The 18817-nt window shown below is 65.7% G+C and carries 16 protein-coding genes; 11 read left to right on the top strand and 5 right to left on the bottom strand.

The annotated features are described in order from the left end of the window. Positions 1–40: 40 nt before the first annotated feature. Entirely contained in the window at positions 41–1753 is a 1713-nt protein-coding gene (locus Q1U94_RS06370) for a M28 family metallopeptidase (protein WP_300542804.1), read from the top strand. A gap of 69 nt (positions 1754–1822) precedes the next feature. Here the strand turns inward: Q1U94_RS06370 and Q1U94_RS06375 are convergent, their stop codons facing one another. Genes Q1U94_RS06375 through Q1U94_RS06385 form a run of 3 tightly spaced genes read right to left on the bottom strand, consistent with a single transcriptional unit; the run spans position 1823 to position 3790 of the window. Next, positions 1823–2443 (bottom strand): helix-turn-helix domain-containing protein, encoded by a 621-nt coding sequence (locus Q1U94_RS06375; RefSeq protein ID WP_300542830.1) that lies wholly within the window; start codon positions 2441–2443, stop codon positions 1823–1825. A gap of 44 nt (positions 2444–2487) precedes the next feature. Further along, positions 2488–3144, bottom strand: coding sequence for a helix-turn-helix transcriptional regulator (locus tag Q1U94_RS06380; protein WP_300542806.1), 657 nt, complete (start codon positions 3142–3144; stop codon positions 2488–2490). A gap of 1 nt (position 3145) precedes the next feature. Next, complete coding sequence (locus Q1U94_RS06385; protein ID WP_300542807.1) at positions 3146–3790, bottom strand: helix-turn-helix domain-containing protein; 645 nt, start codon at positions 3788–3790, stop codon at positions 3146–3148. A gap of 238 nt (positions 3791–4028) precedes the next feature. Here Q1U94_RS06385 and Q1U94_RS06390 point away from each other — a divergent pair, with 238 nt between their 5' ends. The 5 genes from Q1U94_RS06390 (at position 4029) to Q1U94_RS06410 (ending at position 9132) form a co-directional block, all read left to right on the top strand. Further along, positions 4029–5153 (top strand): hypothetical protein, encoded by a 1125-nt coding sequence (locus Q1U94_RS06390; protein WP_300542808.1) that lies wholly within the window; start codon positions 4029–4031, stop codon positions 5151–5153. A 105-nt stretch (positions 5154–5258) separates the two neighbouring features. Continuing rightward, complete coding sequence (locus Q1U94_RS06395; protein ID WP_300542810.1) at positions 5259–5858, top strand: helix-turn-helix transcriptional regulator; 600 nt, start codon at positions 5259–5261, stop codon at positions 5856–5858. 199 nt (positions 5859–6057) lie between these two features. Then, entirely contained in the window at positions 6058–7047 is a 990-nt protein-coding gene (locus Q1U94_RS06400; RefSeq protein ID WP_300542811.1) for a homoserine dehydrogenase, read from the top strand. Further along, entirely contained in the window at positions 7047–7985 is a 939-nt protein-coding gene (locus Q1U94_RS06405) for a homoserine O-succinyltransferase (protein ID WP_300542812.1), read from the top strand. The genes Q1U94_RS06400 and Q1U94_RS06405 overlap by 1 nt, the downstream gene beginning before the upstream one ends. A gap of 1 nt (position 7986) precedes the next feature. Then, positions 7987–9132 carry a PLP-dependent transferase gene (locus Q1U94_RS06410; protein ID WP_300542814.1) on the top strand — a complete coding sequence of 382 codons (1146 nt, stop codon included), beginning with the start codon at positions 7987–7989 and terminating at the stop codon, positions 9130–9132. Here the strand turns inward: Q1U94_RS06410 and glpK are convergent. Next, entirely contained in the window at positions 9129–10622 is a 1494-nt protein-coding gene (gene glpK, locus Q1U94_RS06415; RefSeq protein WP_300542815.1) for a glycerol kinase GlpK, read from the bottom strand. The two genes, Q1U94_RS06410 and glpK, sit on opposite strands and share 4 nt — an antisense overlap. A 95-nt stretch (positions 10623–10717) precedes the next feature. Between glpK and Q1U94_RS06420 the strand changes: the two genes are divergently transcribed. The 5 genes from Q1U94_RS06420 (at position 10718) to Q1U94_RS06440 (ending at position 17676) form a co-directional block, all read left to right on the top strand. Then, a complete protein-coding gene (locus Q1U94_RS06420; RefSeq protein ID WP_300542816.1) occupies positions 10718–11662 on the top strand; it encodes an alpha/beta hydrolase in 945 nt (314 codons plus the stop codon). Positions 11663–11664: 2 nt separating this feature from the next. Further along, complete coding sequence (locus tag Q1U94_RS06425) at positions 11665–12846, top strand: NAD(P)/FAD-dependent oxidoreductase (protein ID WP_300542817.1); 1182 nt, start codon at positions 11665–11667, stop codon at positions 12844–12846. Positions 12847–12977: 131 nt separating this feature from the next. Then, complete coding sequence (locus tag Q1U94_RS06430) at positions 12978–14051, top strand: efflux RND transporter periplasmic adaptor subunit (RefSeq protein WP_300542832.1); 1074 nt, start codon at positions 12978–12980, stop codon at positions 14049–14051. Then, positions 14048–17248, top strand: a complete 3201-nt coding sequence (locus Q1U94_RS06435) for an efflux RND transporter permease subunit (RefSeq protein ID WP_300542819.1) — start codon at positions 14048–14050, stop codon at positions 17246–17248. Before Q1U94_RS06430 ends, Q1U94_RS06435 begins: the two co-directional genes overlap by 4 nt. A gap of 11 nt (positions 17249–17259) precedes the next feature. Further along, on the top strand, positions 17260–17676 hold the full coding sequence (locus Q1U94_RS06440; protein WP_300542820.1) for a DUF1330 domain-containing protein: 417 nt from the start codon (positions 17260–17262) through the stop codon (positions 17674–17676). On the opposite strand, the gene Q1U94_RS06445 is transcribed toward Q1U94_RS06440, so the two are convergent. Continuing rightward, a complete protein-coding gene (locus Q1U94_RS06445) occupies positions 17673–18770 on the bottom strand; it encodes a PQQ-dependent sugar dehydrogenase (protein ID WP_300542822.1) in 1098 nt (365 codons plus the stop codon). The genes Q1U94_RS06440 and Q1U94_RS06445 overlap by 4 nt on opposite strands. Positions 18771–18817: the final 47 nt, after the last annotated feature.

Here is an 18817-nt window from a genome sequence, read left to right on the forward strand (position 1 = left end):
CAAAGCCCAAGGCCTAGCTGGCCGAATAATGGGGGAGAGAATGAAACGCATTGGATTGAGTGCCGCCCTGGGCGGCCTTCTGATCGCGGCCTGCACGCCGGCGGACGATACCGCCGATACGCCTGCGGTCCCGGCCGGGGAGACCGAACAGGCCGGACCGGACACTGAAACGGCGGCGATGACCGGACCGGAGATAGCCGAGTCCGATCTGCGCTGGCGCATCTCGACCCTGGCCGACGATGCGTTCGAAGGCCGGGCCCCCGCCACACCGGGCGGGATCGCGGCCAGCCAGTGGCTCGCCGACGAGATGGCCCGGATCGGGCTCGAGCCCGGCCATGGCGACAGCTATTTCCAGCCCGTACCCCTGCTGGAAGTGACCCTGGACGAGGCCAATTCCTCCTTCGACATCGCCCACAATGGCGAGCCGCTGGGCCTGTCGATGAGCGAGGACACGGTCTACTGGACCAAGCGCTCGGCCGAGGAAGTCTCGATTGCCGACAGCGAGCTGGTCTTCGTCGGCTATGGCGTCGTCGCCCCGGAATACGGCTGGAACGACTACGAGGGCATCGATGTCGAGGGCAAGACGGTGGTCATGCTTGTCAATGACCCGGGCTATGCCAATCCGGACGCCGGCATCTTCAACGGCAACGCCATGACCTATTACGGCCGCTGGACCTACAAGTACGAGGAGGCCGCCCGGCAGGGTGCGGCCGGCGTCATCGTGATTCACCAGACGGCCCCGGCCTCCTACGGCTGGAACGTCGTGTCGGGTTCCTGGACGGGATCGCAACTCGACCTGGCCCGCGAACCGGGCGAAGGCACCTTTGCCGCGGTTGAAAGCTGGGTCACCGAAGAGACCGCCCGCCGCCTGTTCGGCCTGTCCGGCCTGGACTTCGACGTGCTGACGGCCGCCGCGGCCGAACCCGGCTTCGAAGCGGTACCCATGGAGGGGCTGACGGCCTCCGGCACGCTGCGCAATACCACGCGCACGATGGAATCGCGCAATGTCGTGGGTGTCGTGCCCGGCACGGCGCGGCCCGATGAATACATCATCTACACTGCTCACTGGGATCATATCGGCATCCGCGACGTGCCCGACGGCGAAGACGGCCTGTATAACGGTGCCGTCGACAATGCTACGGGCACGGCGGCAATCCTGGAGATCGGCGAGCATTTCGTCGCCGATCCGCCGGAACGTTCGGTGATGATCCTGGCCGTTACGGCCGAGGAATCCGGCCTTCTGGGCTCGGCCTATTATGGCGAGAACCCGATTGTGCCGTTCGACCGGACCGTGGGCGGGATCAATATCGACGCCATGCTGCCCACGGGCCGTTCGCGCGATGTGATCGTGGTCGGCCATGGCGCATCCGAACTCGAGGACGTGCTGACAGCGGCGGCCGGGGAACAGGATCGCTACATCGTGCCGGATCCCACGCCGGAAGCGGGCTATTTCTACCGCTCCGACCATATCTCCCTGGCCAAGCACGGCGTGCCGATGCTCTATGCCGATGGTGGCGAGGACCTGCGAGAGGGCGGCACCGAAGCCGGCCGGGCCGCGGCCGAAGACTATCGCGCGAACCGCTATCACGGACCCGAGGACGAGTATTCAGAAGACTGGGAGATGAGCGGTATCGTCGAGAATACCGAACTCTTCTACGAGGTCGGTGAGCGCCTCGCGAATTCGACCGACTGGCCGAACTGGTACGAAGGCAACGAGTTCCGGGCCCTGCGCGACGCCCAGCGCGGCGAATAGGACAGCACGGCACCAACGGAAAAGGGCGGCCCGGCGGGCCGCCCTCTTTCCATGACTGCAACCGGTCGGTCAAAAGGTGCGTCGCGCTACGACCTTGTCGCCACGTTCTTCCAGCCGGGCGGTGTATCTGGACTCGTCCAGCACTGCGCCGGAATGCACGCAGTAGACCGTGCGGGCCTCGGAAATGCGCGGCCAGTGAATGAAGTCGCACAGCAGTTTCTTGAGGCCCGAGGACACATTCACTTCCATCGACCCCAGGCTCTGGGCATAGGCGAGATTGTTCTGGAACATGCCCTCCTCGCGGATCTTCTCAAGGGCGGTCATGAAATCCCCGCCGAGAAAATCACGGATATTCCGGCCTTCGGCCTCGTGGCGGGCCATGCCGAAAAGTTCCAGCGCACCGCGCGACACCGCCTTGATCATACCCATGGAGTCGGTGACGAATTCAACGGACGGATTAAGGGTCACCAGATCGACCCAGGTCGGCGCCGGCGCGACGACGAAGGCGTCCTGTACCAGTTCGGCCATGCGCCGCTTGACGCGTTCGGGCGGATCGCTGTCACCGTTTTCCCAGCGCGAGATCATTGCCTGGGTCACACCGAGATCGGCCGCAAGTGCGGCCTGTTTCAACCGTTTCGACATCCGGAAATTCCGGATGACCGACGGCCAGTTCACCTTGTTGGACGACACAGACAACTTGATGTCCTGTACCAATTCCGTCCCCCTCGAGAGCCCTACCGGGCCGTCACCAAATCGAACTGCCCGGGCATGGCCCGGCGCAATTCTTCAAAGTCCGCCTCGTCGATACGGGCGCCGGACAGCATCCAGCGGATTTCGCCGTCTTCACCCCGATGTGGCCAGTGCAGACCCTGTACACAGCACCCGGCCACCTGCCCGTTCCTGTCGACAAAACAGTACCTGTCAGCACTTTCAACACTTTCGACCGCTTCGTCAAAGAATCCGGCCGACAAAAGAAGGCCGAACAGTCTGGGCAGGTCACCGGTGAACACGTCCTGGACGTGTTCACCCTCGATTTCGCTCCGGCCGCGGCCCAGCAGGCGGGCCAGGCCCTGGCTGGCGGTTTCGATGAGGCCGCTGCGGTTGATGACGGCGGCGAGACCGGGCTGTTCGCCGGCATGGGTGCGCCAGTCGATCAGCGGTGCGCCGACCGTGTCGGTCCGGAGCAAGTCCATGATCCGCTGCTGCATCCCCGGGCTGGGATCGACCACGCCCGACTCCCAGCGCGACACCATGGCCTGGGTGACGCCGAGATCGGCTGCCAGGGCGGCCTGCTTGATATTGCGCGTAAACCGGTAACGGCGCAGACGGGCGCGCCACTGGCCGTGAAGCAGCTCGTTGTCGGGCGTGTCCTTGCGCGGGCGCCGGGGCATTTCAGATCGCCTTCCGGACAACGCGGGCGCTTCCCAGGCGCCGGCGTACATCGTCGTAGACGGATTGCGTCACCTCGGCGCCCGACATTAGCCAGACGATCTGCGGTCCTGGCAGGAAGGTCGGCCGGTGCAGACCGTGGCAGAGAACGGTCCGGATCTGACCGTCCGGCGCCAGGAATTCGCAGCGGTCCATGCTTTCCGCCGACGCCACACGGCCCCCGAAGAAGCCGCTCGCGGTGAGGGTATCGAAAAGCTCCACCAGATCACCCTGGAAGGCCTCGTGGAGATAGCGGCCCTCGATACCGTGGCGTTCGCATTTGAGAACACGCAGGAACCCGCGGCTCGCCCGCTGGATCCGGCCTTCCGGGTCGATCACACCGACCACCGAGGGATGCCGTCCGATCCGCTCCAGCCAGGCCTCCCGTGAAACCGAGGCATGCGAGGTCCAGTAAAGCTCGAAGACTCGTTCCTGGATGCGGTGACTGGGCTCGGCAGCGCCGGATTCCCAGCGCGAGATCATGGTCTGGGTCACCCCCAGATCATGCGCCAGCGCGGCCTGCTTGAGACCTTTGGACAGGCGGTAGTGGCGGATCACCGAGGGCCAGTGAATGGTCCGCGCTTCAACGGTCGGAAACACCTGAGACATCAGCGCAACTCCGTCTGGAACGGGGCGCCAGCCGCGGCAGGCTTTGAGTTATAAAATATAACCCATCTGCACGCGAAAGGAAAGGCGGCAGCGTAACGCCACTGCACGTTCGGGAAACCGCTGATCCTTCACGACAGTTTTGTGAAATTCTCAGCCCGCCGCGCTTTGCCGATTGATCCGGCAACAGCGAACTTGCTACCTGCCCCCGCGCTTCCCACAGGACAAGGTAGTCTGCGTCATGGCTGATATCACTCTCGCGGCCTGGGTGTTCTCGATCGTCGGGTTCCTGATCGCGTCCTACTCCATCGTTGCGAACGACGCGATCCAGACGCTGGGAACCTTCCTCAGTTCGAATGCGAGACGGCCCTGGTGGGTGCTGTGGCTTTACGCCTGTTCGATCATTGTCGCCGTGATGCTGTGGGGCTACTACGCCGGCGGACAGGACATTGCCTTCGGGCGGCTGAACACCCTGCCCTACCCCGAAGGCGGGGTAAAATGGTGGCACGCCATTCCACCGCTCTTCCTGCTGGTGCTGACGCGGTACGGCGTCCCGGTTTCCACCACCTTCCTGGTGCTGACGATCTTTGCGCTCACCGGAGGCGCGGAGACCGAAGGCGTGCTGCCGAAGATGCTGACGAAATCGGCGCTGGGCTATCTCGTCGCCATCGGCGCCGCATTCGTCGTCTACCTCATCGTTTCGCGCACCTTCGAACGCTGGATCGACCGCACCAAGGACCTCCCGCACACACCGCTCTGGTTCGTGCTGCAATGGTGTTCGACAGCCTTCCTGTGGTCGCAGTGGCTGATGCAGGACCTGGCCAATATCTTCGTCTTCCTGCCGCGCGCGACCGAACTGGTCCCGGTGATGGAGAATGGCGCGCCCGTACTGCAGGACGGCGTTGCCGTGATGCAGACGCAGGTCACGTTCTCGCCGATGCTGCTTATCTTCGCGACGGCGGTCATGCTGCTGCTGCACGCGATCATCTTCGCCACGCGTGGCGGCGAGATCCAGAAGATCGTTCTCACCAAGACCAACACAACCGATGTGCGGGCCGCCACGCTGGTCGACTTCATCTACGGGATCATCCTGTTCGTCTTCAAGGAAGTGAACGATGTCCCGATGAGCACCACCTGGGTCTTCCTCGGCATGCTCGCCGGCCGCGAGATCGCCGTTTCCTACGTTGCCGGCCTACGTTCGCGCATGGCCGCGCTGTGGGATGTCGTCTCCGACGTCATCCGCGCCTTCATCGGTCTGATTATCAGCGTCATACTAGCTATCTTGTTGCCGGCGATGGCCCGCGGCGAGCTCGGCGAGCTGCTGAGCGACCTGCCGGGATATGTCGGCAATGCGCTGGGCTTCTGACGGAATTCGTTTAGTCAGGAATTCATTAATTATGAGTGCCTTGTCCCATTACGGGACCATAGAACACAACCCACGGATGGAGCTGGGACAGGGCATTCGGACGATATGGATTGGGCCAAGACCGTTCGCGCACTCCGCCTGCGCCTGCGATTGAAACAGGGGGCGATGGCCGAACTGGTCGGTGTAAGCCAGACCTATATCTCGCGCCTCGAAGCCGGCATTACCGAACCGGCCCCGCAGGTCGCCGATGCGATCCTCCGGCTCTCCCGGGACCCGCGTACGCGCAGCACGTTCGACGATTTCGTGGCGACGGTGCGTTTCAGCCCGTTCCGGTGTTTCATCGTCCAGCCCGAACCGGAAGCCGGCCGCTACACGCTGGAGGCCGTCAGCGCGGGCCTGCGCGACGGCGCCGCCGGCGAGCCGGCCGAGCTGGCCGATATTCCCGCTCTCGCCGCACTGAAAGACCAGATCGACGCGGTTTGCGCGGCCGGTCTCGAAGAGGGCCGCCTCTTGTCGGCGACCGCCTACTGGCAGGACGGCAACCAGCCGCCGGGTCACTGGAGCACACTTTACATCCCGATCCGCGACGAGGCCGGCAGCTGCTTTCTGCACGCCACGCTCACTGCGCACGATGCCGACGAGTACACCCGCCTGGTCCGTCAGGCCGGGCGCAATATCGTGTTCGAACTGTTCGACGGCATGTAGGTCCGGTGCCCGCGCAAGGACCGCTTGACACATATAAACATATCTTTATACGTGAAGGCGCGCCGATTTGATGTTCAGCTTGCGGGCGCGGAATAAGTACGGCTAAAGCGGATCGACCGAAGGAATACAGCGACTTTCCGCGCCCCCTTCGTTTCCGCAGATCGGCGTTCGTCCTTTTCCGCGTCAGATGGAAAACGACATGTCGACACTCGCGGCCCTCGATTTCGAACTTCCCAAACGCAATGTCCGTCCTGCCCGCACGCGCCTGCGTGCTGTGCTTCTGGGCTGCGGCACGGTGAATTCCGGCGTTCTGGAAGGGCTGGACTCGATGCCGGACGCGGTCGAGGTATCGGCCATCGTCACGCGCCGCCCGCGCGATATCCAGGCCGGCCGGGCGGCCTGGCTGACCGATATCCGCGACGCCTTCGATACCGGCCCCGACCTCGTCGTCGACGGTCTGCCGGATTGCGCGGCCGCCGAAAAGGCCCTGACCCTCGCCGTGGAACGCGGCATCCATGTGATTTCGGCCAACAAGGCCGTCATTGCGCGCCGTCCGGACCTGGAGGCCAGAGCGCACGCCAAGGGGACGCGCTTTGTCTATTCCGCAGCCGTTGGCGGCGGTGTTCCGGTGCTGGAAACGATCAGCCGGCTGATCTCGGCCGGAGAGGAGATCGGCAGCGTGCGCGGCGTACTCAACGGCACGTCCAATTTCGTCCTCGGCCTGCTTGAGACCGGCACCAGTTTCGACGAGGCGATCGCCGCCGCCCAGGCAGCCGGCTTCGCCGAGGCCGACCCGGCAGCAGATATCGACGGTCTGGACGCCGCGGCCAAGCTTGCCCTGATTGCCCGCAAGGCTTTCGCCATTGCGCCCGACGCCGCCCGCATCCCGGCGGAAAGCCTTTTGGCACTCGATCCGGGCCAGGTCTGCGGTGCCCGCGAAAACGGGTTGCGCTATCGCCAGGTCGCGGAGCTGAGCCGGACCGCGGACGGGATCGATGCCCGCGTACGCCTGCTCGCACTGCCGGAGGACCATCCCCTGGCCAAAGTGGAGGGCGAGGAGAACTCGGTGGAGATCGTCTGTGAGAGCGGGCTGAAAATCGTGCTGCACGGCAAGGGCGCCGGCAGACAGCCGACCGCCGGTGCCGTGCTGGCGGATATCCGCGATCTGATCGCGGCCGGAGAGGTGTAATGGCCGTGACCCTGGAATGCCTGCCTTCCACCCGATGTCGCGACATCACAACCATCGCCCTTGCCGAGACCGGCTCGCCGGTGCGCGTAAAAGGCCGTGTGACCGGACCCGGTCACGGGCCCGCCATCGTCGTGCTCGGCGGAATATCCTCGGGCCGCATCGTTGCGGACAGTGACAGCGAAACCGGCTGGTGGTCCTGCCAGACCGGACCCGACCGCGCCATCGATACCGGCCGGTATCGTGTTCTCTCCTTCGACTTCATCGGCGAGGAACTCGCCCCCCACCCCTCCACCCAGGACCAGGCCCGCGCCATTCTTGCCCTGGCCGACGCCGCCGGCATCGGCCGGTTCGACATTGCGGGTTCGTCCTATGGCGCCATGATTGCCCTGGCGCTGGCGGTGCTGGCCCCGGACCGGATCGGAAAAGTGCTCGCCATTTCCGGCGCCCACCGCGCCTGCGCCATGGCCCAGGCCTGGCGCTCGATCCAGCGCGACACCGTGGAACTCGCCCTGCGCCTGGGCGACGGCAAGGCCGGTCTCGACCTCGCCCGCCGTCTGGCCATGACCACCTATCGCACACCCGAGGAAATCGAGGCGCGCTTCTACGATCCCGCTCCCGATTGCCGCGACGCGTCCGGCGTGGCGGCCTATCTGAAAGCCCGCGGCCGCGACTATGCCGAGACCGTGACACCGGAACGCTTTCTGGCCCTGTCGCACTCGATGGATGCGCACTGCGTCGATGTCTCGAAAATCAGGTGTCCGGTGACCTATCTCGCCGTCGAGGAAGACCGGCTGGTCCCGCTGTCTCAAATGGCCGAGGCTGCCGCAGCAACACCCATGGGCACGCTGAAAACACTTCGCTCCCGTTTCGGACACGATGCCTTCCTGAAGGAAGAGGCTATCGTGTCGGAGACACTGATGAAGTTCCTCGAGGACTGAAATGACCGACAATCACCGTACCAAGGCCATCCGGGCGGGCCTGAACACCGATCGGAGCTGGAATGCCGTCATTCCGCCGCTCTCGCTGTCGACGGCCTATCGCCGCGAGGATCCGGCCATTCAGCCCGCCTATGACTATGCCCGGACCGCCCATCCCGGCCGCACGCTCCTGGCCGATGCCATCGCCGAACTGGAAAACGCCGCCGGGGCAGTGGTGACCGGATCGGGCATGTCGGCCATCGATCTCCTGCTGCACGATCTGCCCTTCGGCGCGCGGGTGATCTGCTCCCACGACGCCTATGGCGGTACGCGGCGCCTTCTGGACGCCCGCGCGTCGGCCGGACGGCTGGTGCCGGTCTATGTCGATACATCCGATACCGGCGCGGTTGCCAATGCCCTCAATGACGATGCATCCCTCATAATCGCGGAGACCCCGTCCAATCCGCGCCTGCGCATTTCCGATCTGAAAGCGCTGGTCCGCCTGGCCCGCGATGCGGGGACCGAACTGGCCGTCGACAATACGGTGATGTCGCCGGTCCTGCAGCGCCCCCTGGACTGGGGGGCGGACTATTCCGTTCAGTCCATTACCAAGCTCATCAACGGCCATTCCGACATGGTCGGCGGTGTGGTCTGCTGTGCCGATCCCGCGCGCGCCGAACGTCTGGCCTGGTGGGCCAATTGCGTTGGTGTGGGGGCCGGCGCCTTCGACAGCTATCTCGCCCTGCGGGGCCTGCGCACCCTGCCCCTGCGGGCGAAGGCGCAATGCGAAAGCGCCCAGGCGGTGGCCGACTGGCTGTCACAGGACCGGCGCATCACCGATGTCGACTATCCCGGCCTGGCCTCCCATCCCGGTCACGAAATCGCGGCACGCCAGCAGGACGGGTTCGGCCAGCTGATCTCGCTGCAACTGGCCGATACGGCACCCAGTGCACGCGATGTCGTTTCCCGTCTGGAAGTCTTCACCCTCGCCCAGTCTCTGGGCGGGGTGGAAAGCCTCGTCTGCATCCCCGCCCTGATGACCCATGCCTCGATGTCGCCCAGCGCGCGCGCGGAAGCGGGCGTGCCGGACACGCTGATCCGGCTGTCGGTGGGCCTAGAAGGCGCAGGCGATCTCATCGCCGATCTCGACCGGGCTCTGGCGGCTTAGGTGCCCGTGGAACGCACACGCGCGACCGCGGCCTTCCAGCCGGCCCGGTCCGCCCTGCGCCTCCCGGCCTCGCAGGCCGGCGTGAAGGCGCGGTCCTGGCGCCAGAGCTCCCGGCCGGCTTCAAGCGCCGGATAAAGCCCGGCGCCCAGACCGGCCAGAAAGGCTGCGCCCCAGGCCGTCGCTTCGGACCGGACCGGCCGCACCACTTCGATCCCGGTGAGATCGGACAGGCGTTGCAGCAAGGCGTCGTTGGCCGCCATGCCACCATCGACGCGCAGGGTTTTCGCCTCCACCCCGTCGGCCGCCATGGCATCCAGCAGATCGCAGGTCTGGTGCGCCGTGGAGTCGAGAGCCGCCCGCGCGATCTCGGCCCGGCCGGAACCGCGGGTCAGGCCGACAATCGCGCCACGTGCCTCGGCATCCCAGTAAGGCGCGCCCAGCCCGGTAAAGGCCGGTACCAGATAGACGCCGCTGTCCGGGTCGGCAGAGGCGGCCAGCGCCTCGATCTCCGAGGCCCGGGCGATCAGGCCCAGCCCGTCGCGCAGCCATTGCACCGTGGCCCCGGCCGACAGGATAGAGCCTTCCAGCGCATAGATCGTTTCGCCGGCGATACGACTGGCGATCGTGGTCAGAAGCCGGTTGGCGGAGACGACCGGTTCGGCTCCGGTATTGATCAGCAGAAAGGCGCCCGTGCCATAGGTCGACTTCATCTCGCCGGGTGCCAGGCAGGCCTGGCCGATGGCGGCCGACTGCTGGTCGCCGGCCACGCCCGTGATCGGGATATCCCGGCCCAGTGCCTGGCCGGCCATGCCGAAATCGCCGGCACAATCGCGCACCTCGGGCAATAGCGAAACGGGGACGCCGAACAGGGCTGCAAGGTCCGCATCCCATTTATTGCGGCGGATATCGTAGAGGGCCGTACGGCTGGCATTGGTCGCGTCGGTGGCATGCACCTTTCCGCCGGTAAGCCGCCAGATCAGCCAGGTGTCGATGGTGCCGAAGGCCAGCTCCCCCGCCTCCGCCCGCGCCCGTGCGCCCTCCACATGATCCAGGATCCAGGCGATCTTGGTAGCGGAGAAATAGGGGTCGAGCACCAGGCCCGTCTTGTCCTGCACGTCTCGCGCATGCCCGGCTTCACGCAGGCGCGCGCAGACATCGGCGGTACGCCGGTCCTGCCAGACGATGGCATTGTGGACAGGCTCGCCCGTGCTGCGGTCCCACAGGAGGGTCGTTTCGCGCTGATTGGTGATGCCTGCCGCCTCGGCGCGATAGCCCTTCTTTTCCGCCGCCGCGAGCGCTTCGCGTGCCGTGGCGCGGACCGTAGCCCAGATCACCTCGGGATCGTGTTCCACCCAGCCGGGATGGGGATAGATCTGCTGAAATTCGCGCTGGGCCGCGGCCACGACGTCATAGCCCGGCGTGAACACGACAGCGCGCGAACTCGTGGTGCCCTGGTCGATCGCCAGGATCGCGGTCTTCTTGCCGAACATGCCGCCCTCCCCCGTATTGATTGCTCTTATGACTACAGCCATGACGCAATTGGACAAAACACGCTAGGCTTTGCCCCGGACGAAAAGGAGCGGGCATGAGCGCCGACCAGTTTCCGCATGAAAGCCTGAACAGCCCGACCGGTGCTGTCCTCGCCCTCCATACGTGCGAGGCCGAGAGCGCGCCGCGCGGCATCGTGCACATCAATCACGGTCTCGCCGAACGCGCCGGCCGCTATGCCCGGTTCGCGGATTTCCTGGCCCGGCGCGGCTATCATGTCGGCGCCCACGATCATCGCGGCCACGGGCTTACCACCGCCGGGGACGGCGCGCCGCGCCGCTTCGCCGACCGCGACGGCTGGGACAAGGTGATGGGCGATGTCGCCGCGGTTCAGGCCGAACTGCGGCGCCGCTGGCCGGGCCTGCCGCTGATCGTGTTCGGGCACTCCATGGGATCGGTGATCGCCTTCAATCATGTGCTGCGCGCGCCCGGGAGTGTCGACGCGGCCGCTATCTGGAACGGCAATATGGCACTGGGCGGGCTGAAGAGCGTGATGCGCTTCGTCCTGTGGTGCGAGGCCTTTTTCGGCGGCCCCTACACGCCCAGCCACACACTCGACCGGCTCACCTTCAAGGCCTGGAACAAGCGTTTCCCGGAAGGCCGGACCGACGCCGACTGGCTGACCTCGGACACGGCGGAAGTCGACGCCTATGTCGCGGACGAGTTGTGCGGCTGGCCGTCCAGCGTGTCACTGTGGCGGGATTTCCTGGACGGGGTGGCGTTCGCCGAAGACAACGGCAATCTGGAACGGGTCCGCCGCGACCTGCCCTTCCACCTCGTCGGCGGATCGCTCGACCCGGCCACGGATGGCGGCAAGGCGGTACGCAAGCTGGCCGGCCGGCTGGGCCGTGCCGGGTTCGTCGACGTGACCTGCGAGATTATCGAGGGTTTCCGGCACGAAACCGTCAATGAGGCCGGGCGCGACAAGGCGATGGCGGATTTTGCCGGCTGGCTCGACCGGGTGACGGACAGTCCGCGCTAGCCATGATCCATTGCGATGTCGTCATCATCGGTGCCGGAGCGGCGGGCATGATGTGCGCCATTGAGGCCGGACGCCGCGGCCGTTCGGTCACCGTGATCGAGCATGCCCGCAAGCCGGGCGAAAAGATCCGGATTTCCGGCGGCGGCCGCTGCAATTTCACTAATCTTCATGCCGGCCCGGACAATTTCCTGTCGGCCAATCCGCACTTCATGAAGTCGGCGCTCAAACGCTACACGCAATGGGATTTCATCGCGTGGGTCGACGCGCACGGGATCGCCTGGCACGAAAAAGCGCTGGGCCAGCTGTTCTGCGACGGGCCGGCAACACAGATCATCGAGGCCCTGCTGGCCGACATGCGCAGGGCCGGGGTGGAGCTGAAACTGGGCACATCCGTCACCCGCCACGAGCGCACGTCCGACGGATTCGAACTGGTCCTGAGCGATGGTGACGAGATGGCCTGCCAGTCCCTGGTCGTCGCCTCGGGCGGCAAGTCCATCCCGAAAATGGGAGCCACCGGTTTCGGCTATGATATGGCCCGCCACTACGGTCTCGCCGTCACCGAAACCCGTCCGGCCCTGGTGCCGCTGACCTTCGATCCGGACATGCTGGCCCGGCTCAAGCCGCTCGCCGGTGTCGCTGCCGATGTACGGGTCAGCCGGGATCGTGCGGCCTTCGACGAGGCGCTGTTATTCACCCATCGCGGTCTCAGCGGGCCGGCCGTTTTGCAGATATCGTCCTACTGGCGCGAGGGAGACGACGTCTCGGTTCGCTTCCGCCCCGATCTCGACTGGTACGAGACCCTGCGGGACGAGCGCGCGGCCAATGGCCGCCGGGCCATTTCCACGGTGCTGGCCGATCATCTGCCCAAACGCCTGGCCCAGATGCTGGACGAGGAAGGCGGCCTTTCCGGCAATCTCGCCGATCAGTCGGACAAGCGCCTGCAACATTTTGCGGGCATGCTCGAAAACTGGACGGTGCGCCCGACCGGATCGGAAGGCTATCGTACGGCAGAGGTGACGCTGGGCGGTGTCGATACGGGCGGGCTCGACAGCCGCACCATGCAGGCGCGCGGAGTGCCCGGCCTGTTTTTTGTCGGCGAGGTTGTTGACGTGACGGGTTGGCTTGGCGGATACAACTTTCAATGGGCCTGGTCGTCAGGGTGGAGTGCCGGCCGGGCCGTCTGATCCGGGCGCCAGGGTCCCCGGCCGCCGTGAAAGTCCTCGCCACGCGACTCGATGGGGGTTATCAAGGTGTCAGTAAACAGTGTTTGCGGCTCCGATACGCACGGGCCGGAGCCAAGCCATCCGTGTCGGCCATGACCCTGAACAAGTCCTACATCGCCGCTCTCGTCATCTTCCTCGCCGTCGTTCTCCTGTTCACCGTCGGAACGCTGCTGAACAGCGGTCCGGCCAATTCGCACGAGGCGGCACCGTCCGAGCACCGCCTGTTCGAGGTGGTCACGCGGACCATCGACGCCCAGCCGCGACCGGCCATCCTGTCGCTGCGCGGCCGGACGGAAGCCTTCCGTGAAGTGGTCGTCCGTGCCGAGACGGGCGGCCGCGTCGCTCAGGCGCCGCTGCAGGAAGGTTCGCCCGTCAGCGCCGGCGACATTCTCTGCCGGCTCGACATCGACGCCCGCGCCGCGGCCGTGGAACAGGCCGAAGCCGACCTTCGCTCCCGCCAGCTGGACTATGATGCGGCCGCCGAACTCGCCAATCGCGGCCACCGCTCGGCCAACCAGGTCGCTGCCGCGGAAGCCGCGCGCGATGCGGCCCGGGCACGCCTGCAGGCTGCCCGCGAGGAGCTGGCGAATGTCAATCTGCGCGCACCCTTCGACGGGATATTCGATGGCCGCAATGCCGAAGTCGGCGACTTCCTGCGCGCCGGCGATCCCTGCGGCACGGTTGTCGAACTCGACCCGATCCTGATCTCTGCCGAAGTCGCCGAACGCGATGTCGCCGATCTCGAACCCGGCATGCCCGGCCGTGTGCGCCTGGTCACCGGGCAAGCGGTCGAAGGCGCGATCCGCTTCGTCGAACGCCGTGCAGATCCGGCCACCCGCACCTTCCGCGTCGAACTGGAAGCGCCCAATCCCGATTTCGAGATCCGCGCCGGCGTGACGGCGGAGATCCGGCTGGACCTGCCCGAGGAGCCGGCACACCGCATCCCCGCCTCCATTCTCGCGCTCGATTCCGACGGCGAACTGGGCGTGCGCATTGTGGAAGACGGCAATCGTGTCCGTTTTGTCCGCATCGAACTGTTGAGCGATGACGGCGAACAGGTCTGGGTCGGCGGATTGCCCCGCCGGGCCGAGGTGATCGTGCTGGGCCAGGAATTCGTGGCCGACGGTGTCGAGGTCCGGGTCGCGCGGGAGGGAGGTGCCCGGTGACGGGTGTCGTCGATTTTGCCATCGGCCGGGCCCGCATGATCCTGGCGATTTTCGTGTGCGCCCTGGCGGCGGGCCTGATGTCCTTTCTGACCCTGCCCCGCGAGGCCGATCCCGACATCCCCTTCCCCTTTGTCATCGTCGTGGTGCCGCTGGACGGGATTTCGCCGGAGGATGCCGAGCGCCTGATCGTGCGTCCGACGGAAACCGAAATGCGCTCGATCGAAGGGCTGGAGGAACTCAACGGGACGGCCGCCCTGGGCGCCGGCACGATGATCGCGGAATTCGGCGTGCCCTTCGACGCCGACGAATCCGTGCAGGATGTCCGCGAGGCCGTCGACATGGCCCGGCGGGAATATCCCGAGGATGTGCGTGAACCGGTGATCCAGGAATTCAATTCGGCCCTGGCTCCGACAATCGCGGTCCAGGTCTATGGCGAAGCCCCGGAACGCACGCTCTACCGGATTGCCCGCGATCTCGAAGACGAGATCGAGACGCTGCCGCAAATCCTGCAGGTAGACGTTCAGGGCATTCGCGAGGAAGTGCTGGAAATCGTCATCGATCCCGCCCTGCTCGAAACCTATGGTGTCACCTACAACCAGCTGTTCAACGCCGTTCAGTCCAACAACCAGCTGATCGCCGCCGGCTCGCTGGACAGTGGCGAAGCCCGTTTCCAGGTCAAGGTGCCCGGCCTGTTCGAGAATGCCGAGGATGCGCTGGGTCTGCCGCTGACCCGCTCGGGCGACACCGTCGTTACCTTGCAGGACGTTGCCACGGTGCGCCGGACCTTCAAGGATGCCGACAGTTTCTCGCGCTATAACGGGTCTCCCGCCTTCACACTGCAGGTGGTGCGCCGGTCCGGCGAAAACATCATGGATACCAGTGCCGCCGTACGCGCGCTTACCGCCGAGGTCGCCGAGAACTGGCCGGAGACCGTGCGCTACGACTTCAGCCTCGACCTGTCGACCTATGTGCGCGACAGCCTGCAGAGCCTGACCTCCTCCATCATGCTGGCCATCGTGCTGGTGTTGATCCTGGTCGTGGCGGCCCTGGGCCTGCGCTCGGCCCTTCTGGTCGGTCTCGCGATCCCCTCGAGCTTCCTGTTCTCCTTCCTGCTCCTGAGTATTTACGGGCTGACGGTGAATTTCATGGTGATGTTCGCCATGGTGCTGGCCGTGGGCCTGCTGGTCGACGGGGCGATCGTGGTGGTGGAATACGCCGATCGCAAGCTGGCCGAAGGAGAGACGCGGCGCCAAGCCTATGCCAGCGCCGGCAAGCGCATGTTCTGGCCGATCGTCTCCTCGACCGCCACGACGCTCGCGGCCTTCGTGCCCTTCCTGTTCTGGAACTCCATTCCGGGCCAGTACATGGCCTTCCTGCCGCTCACCCTGATCTTCGTCTTGAGCTCGGCCCTGGTCATGGCCCTGATCTTCCTGCCGACGCTGGGCTCGGTGCTGGGCCGCAAGGGCGGCGTCGCCGACACGGACTCAGCGATTGCCCATCTCAACGCCACAGAGGCCGCCGAGCCGGCCGACCTGCCGGGCCTGACCGGCGCCTATGCCCGGATGATCGGCCGGTTGGTGAAACGTCCCGGTCTTGTCGCGCTGGGCGCGCTGGCCGTCGTGGCCTCGGTCGTCGTGGCCTTCGGCGCCGTGGCCTCCACCATGCGCACCGAATTTTTCCTCGATGCCGAACCGGAACAGCTCTATGTCTTTGTCCGCGCCCGCGGCAATCTCTCTCCGGCCGAACAGTACGAGCTGGCCCTGGAGGCGGAGCGGCGCCTGGACGGCATCGAGGGTATCAAGGGCTATTACACGGTCGCCGGCGAGCCGCCGGGGCGCACGCCCTTCGACGGGACCGGTTCGGCGCCGGCCGACAGCGTGGCCCGCATCTTCGTCGAATTCGAACCCTTCGGACAGCGGCCCAATGGCCGCCTCATCGAACGGCGGATTCGCGAGGCCATGACCGGCATTCCCGGCGTCATCGTCGAAGTCCGCCCATTCCAGCAGGGACCGCCCGTGGGCAAGGACATCCAGGTCGAGTTGCGCTCCGACGATGCTGCTGCGCTCGAACAGGCTGCCCGCCTCGTCCGGTCCCGTGTCGACGCGATGGAAGGCACGACCGATATCGAGGACACCCTGCCCCTGCCGGGCGTGGAATGGCGGCTGGATGTGGACCGGGAGGAAGCCGGACGCTTCGGCGCCGATGTCGCCCAGGTCGGCGCGGCCGTGCAACTGGTCACGACAGGGACGCTGGTCGGCCGCTACCGCCCCGACGATGCCGACGAGGAAGTCGATATCCGGGTGCGCTTTCCCGATGCCGACCGCGACATTTCCCGTCTGGACGATCTGCGGGTGAACACACCGAACGGCGCCGTACCGATTTCGAATTTCGTGACACGGGAGGCCCGGCAGCGGGTAGATTCAATCAATCGCCGCGACGGCAAACGGGTCCTGATGGTGCGGGCCAATGCCGCGGAAGGCTATGCCGGCAACATCCTGCTGGCGGAACTGCGCGAGTGGATCGACGAGCAGGCGGCGTCCGGCGCGATCGCGCGTTCTGTCGACATCGACTATCTCGGCGCCGACGAAGAAAACGCCGAGGCCGGCGCCTTCTTCGTGGGCGCAATGCTTGCCTCGCTGTTCATGATGGCCGTCATCCTGTTGTGGCAGTTCAATAATTTCTGGCACGTCCTTCTCACCCTGCAGGCCGTGGTGCTGTCGGTCGTCGGCGTGCTGTTGGGCGTGATGCTGACCTTCCCCTATATCTCCATCCTGTTCCTGGGCACCGGGATCGTGACGCTGGCCGGCATTGTGGTGAACAACAACATCGTGCTGATCGATACGTTCCAGCGACTTCGGGGGCTGGGCATGCCGGTCGACGACGCCATCGTACGTACGGCCGCCCAGCGCCTGCGGCCCGTGATGCTGACGACGATCACAACCATATTCGGCCTGCTGCCGATGGTGTTCCAGATCAATGCCGATTTCGCCCATGGCGTGTTGTCGATCGGGGGGCCGGCTTCGGAATGGTGGGTACAATTGTCTTCGGCAGTGGTCTGGGGGCTGGGCTTTTCCACCTTGCTGACCCTGGTTCTGACCCCGGTCATGCTCGGCGTACCGTCCCGCCTGGGCGATGCACGTGAGCGCCTGTTCGGCACCCTTCCCGGCGGTCGGGGCAGGTCTCAGCCAGCGGAATAGGGAGAGGACCGATGAGCCATGTCGACCCCGAACGCGCGGCCTTCGAGGCCTTCAAGGCGCTCGATCGCAACAAGCCGGTGGAAATGCTCAACCTGATCCGCTTGCGCGACAAGGCTGCCTATGCCGATGGCCGTTCCGCAAGCGGTGCGGAGGCCTATGCCGAATACGGCCGGCAAAGCGGACCTGTGTTCAGGCGTGTAGGCGGATCCATTCTCTGGCGCGGCCAGCCCGAACTCGTGCTGATCGGCCCCGCCGACGAGCACTGGGACCTGGCCTTCATCGCCGCCTATCCCAGCGCCGCCGCCTTCCTGGAAATGGTCACGGATGCGCACTACCAGGCCAATGCCGTGCCGCACCGCCAGGCCGCCGTCGCGGACTCGCGCCTGATCCGCCACCGACCGCTGGAAGGCAGCGATGTGTTCGGCTAGCGCTCGCGCGCAACCCGGATGAGACGGCCTTCGGCTTCGTCGGTCAGCAACCAGACCGCTCCGTCAGGCGCCACTCGTATATCCCGGATACGCGCATCCAGTTCACCGAACAGGACCTCCTCGCCGGTGACCGCCCCGTTTTCCAGATCGACGCGGCGCACATGACCCGAGGCTGTTGCAGCGTCGCCGGGGATCAGCGCGGCCACCAGAAGGTCGCCCTGCCATTCCGGGAACATGCCGCCACGATAGATCGCCATGCCGGCCGGCGCGATCGAGGGCACCCAGTGATGCAAAGGGTCTCGCATGCCGTCATAGGTCTCGAACGGCGTGACCAGGGCGCCGGTATAGTCGATCCCGTAGCTGGCAATCGGCCAGCCGTAATTGTCGCCCGCTTCGAGCACATTGATCTCGTCCCCGCCCTGCGGGCCGTGTTCATGGGCGTAAAGCGTCCCGGTCTGCGCATCGTAGACCACGGCCTGGGGATTGCGGTGACCGATCGTGAAAACGCCCGGTGCCGCGTCGGCGAAAGCCCCGCCCAGGGGGGCGCCATCCTCGGCCAGATGGACGAATGTGCCGAAATGCGTCTGCGGCCGCTGCGCCTCCTCGCGGAAATCGAACCCGTCGCCAATGCCCAGCACCAGGCTGTTGTCCGGCAGGAAGGCAATCCGGCCGCCATAATGCACATCGGTCCGGCGCCGCGGCTCGGCTGAAAAGATGATCTCGAATCCCGTCAGGGCGCCGTCCTCGAGCCGGCCGCTGCCGAGATGCAGCGTGTTGTTCCGCGGCGTTCCGGCGGACCAGGTCAGATAGACCCGGGAATTGCTTCCAAATTCCGGATGGAGGGCAACCTCCAATAGCCCGCCCTGACCGGCATGGAGCACATCGGGCACCCCGGCGACCGGTTCCGCCTCGAGCCCGTCCGGCCCCACGATCCGCAAACGCCCCGGTTTTTCAGTGACGAGCATCCGGCCATCGGGCAGGAAGGCCAGGCTCCAGGGATATTCGAGACCGCTCGCTCTGACCTCGGGCGCCTGCGCCGCGACGCTTCCGGCTGTCCACACGGCCGCGAATACACCGATCCAGAATTTCAACATGCCGTCCCCTCCGGAATTGTCGGCGCTGAGCTCAGACTATAGGCTCC

Source organism: Maricaulis sp., assembly GCF_030149515.1.
GTDB lineage: Bacteria > Pseudomonadota > Alphaproteobacteria > Caulobacterales > Maricaulaceae > Maricaulis.